Source organism: Candidatus Woesearchaeota archaeon, assembly GCA_003695435.1.
Taxonomy (GTDB): Archaea; Nanobdellota; Nanobdellia; order Woesearchaeales; family UBA11576; genus J101.
The window spans coordinates 1-3,215 of the sequence record RFJL01000027.1 but is presented as its reverse complement, the minus strand read 5'-3'; the positions used below and the strand labels follow the sequence as shown (position 1 = coordinate 3,215).

Genomic DNA, 3,215 nt, shown 5'->3' with positions numbered 1-3,215 from the left:
GAACTTCTTGACAGACTTGATCTTGAAAAAGAGATTAAAAAGCAGAAAAAGAAGAAGTGAATCTAAAATTCTAGACGTTCATCAATTGAGCGCACAATCTTTTTACTTTTATCCAAGTTTCTCTTGAAGATAGGTTCTTTTGCCGCCCATTCACGATAATATTGTTCGTCAAACTCAGCATAGTCAAGAAGCAAACCGATATCAAAAAGATCTGCTTGTAATCTAAATTCAGCAATTTCTTCAGGAGTTGCGTTATCAAAAGAACGCTCGAGGCGCTTACGCTCCCTCATCAAATAATCGAATTGCTCATCATGGGAGGAATATTTTCTTAGTGCTGAGAGACCATATCTATCCTCAAAAACACAGACTCGACGAGACTTGTGCAAAATAAGATCCTCCGGTGAGAGTAGAGGCAATTCTACACCAGCACACAACCTTTGAACTACTCTTTCAAGTTCCCTTGAGATTTCAGCACGATTTCTCTCGAAATTAGCACTGCTTCTTCTGCTCACCTGGAATAAATGTGATTCATCTTCTTGAGCGTAGACAACATCAAAATGTTGGCGGTTCTTTTCAGTCTCACATTCATATCCTTTTTCAGTCAGATACGCAATAAAAGGTGCGACCAATTCTTTGAAACCTTGATTGTTCAGCGGCCTACCAAACGTAGAATCAATGTCTGAAGTCCTTCGATGATAGCGCGAGGGGACTTGTGCCTGTACCGCAGTTCCTCCACCTATGTAGAAACGGTAGCCAGAATCAATCTCACAAATAGCCTGAAGTCCATCAATTACAATCTGATCCTCAATGACGTGCGATCTAGCCATATCTAACTAGTTTCGATTACAACTATTTAAACCTTTCGGAAAATTAACCACTACTAAGTGGTTACTCTTGTGTGCACTTCCTTATAGGGTGATGTACATCACCACACACATATAAAAACCACTTGTTTTGTTTCACCACTTATTAGGGGAGTGCCCACAGCGACCACACTTGCAGCAATGACAGCAAAGCACCCTATCAATTTTCTCCATTCCTCTATAAACCCCTAAGAACCCCCAACAGCTATTCTTTATGATATGGATGTCCTTCATTGATTTTCTGCGCCCGATACAATTGTTCTGCTAAGAGCACTTGTGCAAGCTCGTGGGGAAAGGTAAGTGATGAGAGAGATAATACCAGATCTGCTTGTTGTTTAAGCTGCTCAGAAACTCCTCTTGCCCCACCAACAAGAAAGGAAATCTCAGGTTTTTCTTGAAGTAAGCAGGAAAACTCCTTTGAGGAGAGTTGTTTGCCCTCCTCACTTAACACCACCACAAAACCTTTCGCTTTAGAGAATAATTGCTCACTCTCTTTTTCTTTAACCACTTGATCATTCTTGTTTTTTACTTCTTTGACCATAACATGCTTGATGTTCTTGCAACGCTTCAAATACTCTGAAAACTGGGTATATGAACAATGACCTACAGTAATAATACGTATCATTTGTGTCCTTGCCAGTTTTATTGCAACCCTCCTACGATCTGCTTAAAGTGTTTACGTGTTCTCTTGTGAGCATACTCTTGCGCACGCTTGCGCATCGCGTCAACATTAACAGAAATACCTTTCTTTTCAAGCTCAGGTGCAATTGCAATAACGTATTGAGTAAATTGTGTTACGTTGTGTACTTTATCAGAACGTCTGCAGCGCTCAAAATCAACGAGATATGGCTTATTATTTGCTGTCATGATGATGTGTTTAGTAGGGTGGTGCATTTCTTCCTTGTTATACCCCTTACGATCAAGATCATACATGTACTCGTAAATTTGATGTAATGCATCAAGAACTTCTCTTCGAGATGCATGTTCTAACCATTTCGGGAAAAACTCACCTTCAATAAAGTCATACACGAAGTAATCACTTCCTATGAATAATACGCGAGGTGCGTATTTGAGTTTTAATTCTTTGAGAAGTTTTGCCTCCATAACAATAGTATTACTTGTCGTTGCTCTTTGTGATTTAATTGCTACATTAGTATTCTTGAAGGTTCCAACGTGAATATTTCCTCTTTTACCATGCATAAATGGTTGAATATGCCACACGCCTCTACTCTCAAGTTCTCGTCTGAGCGCGTTTTTTTCAATCTTATAGACATAAAGAGTTTCAAAAGGAATTTTTTCTTGATCTACAATCTTAAACGAGTAAAGGTGTTTTTCAAGCTCAGCTTCTACACGTTCTTTTCCTGTGACTGAGCTGATAAGAAGCAAGACAAATCCATGTGTTTCTAAGTGATCACCCATTTGTTCTATGAATTTTAACGTGAGTTCATATCCGTGCTTTCCCCCTGTTGTTTGCAAACGTGACTCGCAAGGCTCATCGGGATCAAAAGGAAGATAAGGAGGGTTAAAGATGATTGCATCAAACGTTCCTTCAACATTATCAAACAGGTGAGAGAGTTTTACTTGGAGTTCTGATTTCTTATGGTATTCAAGAACTTGTGGATCTACATCAACTGCAAGAACGGTTGCGCCCTGCTGCGCTGCAGCGTATGCTTGAATTCCTGAACCTGTGCCCATATCAAGCACGAGCATTCCTTCAAGAATGTACTTCTTAACATTGCGTTCGAGAAGAAAAGAGTCTTCTCGTGGCTCATACACTGTCATACAGGACGAGCAAAGAAGTGATGTTAATAAATATATGCTCTAGCGTATGACTTCAAATTCTTCATCTATTTTTTTCGTGTAATCTCTTACGCGTTCAAGAACAGATTGTAATAAGAATTGTTCAACGCGTTTGTCAAAGAGTGTCTGCATACTTTCAAACTCAGTGATGCGGTAATTGTTACGCACTTTTTCAACGAAGAAGACATCACGTAATCGTTTAATTTGGCGACGAATATTAGACGACGCAGTTCCAAGAAGCGGTAATTCATAGGCTTTGCGTACATCAATAACGCGAGATCGGATTTCCTCAGAGGAGAGTTCTTCTCCTTGTTTTCTTGCTTGCAAGAGTACGAAGAGGATATCCACAATGATATCTCGTGAGTCTCCTGGTTGCAAGAGTCCTGAGCTTAAGCAGAGTTTTCGTACCAATTCTCGTTTGTCCTGTGCGTTGGGCTTCTCATAACGCCTAAGCGTCACTTCAGTAAGAGGTATGTCTTTTGATACTTTTGCCATTTTTTCTCAGATCATTCTTTTTTATTGTGAACAGACCACAAACCCCCCACAGACGGG

General features: G+C 40.0%; 4 protein-coding genes. All 4 read right to left on the bottom strand.

All coding sequences use genetic code 11. The annotated features are described in order from the left end of the window. Positions 1-62 precede the first annotated feature (62 nt). Positions 63-827, bottom strand: a complete 765-nt coding sequence (locus D6774_01690; protein ID RME78260.1) for a hypothetical protein — start codon at positions 825-827, stop codon at positions 63-65. A 241-nt stretch (positions 828-1,068) separates the two neighbouring features. Then, positions 1,069-1,488, bottom strand: coding sequence for a 23S rRNA (pseudouridine(1915)-N(3))-methyltransferase RlmH (locus D6774_01685; protein RME78259.1), 420 nt, complete (start codon positions 1,486-1,488; stop codon positions 1,069-1,071). Positions 1,489-1,505: 17 nt separating this feature from the next. Continuing rightward, the gene (locus D6774_01680; GenBank protein RME78258.1) at positions 1,506-2,645 is read right to left on the bottom strand and encodes a hypothetical protein; all 1,140 of its coding nucleotides are present in this window, start codon (positions 2,643-2,645) and stop codon (positions 1,506-1,508) included. Positions 2,646-2,684: 39 nt separating this feature from the next. Further along, complete coding sequence (locus tag D6774_01675) at positions 2,685-3,158, bottom strand: hypothetical protein (protein RME78257.1); 474 nt, start codon at positions 3,156-3,158, stop codon at positions 2,685-2,687. Positions 3,159-3,215 lie beyond the last annotated feature (57 nt).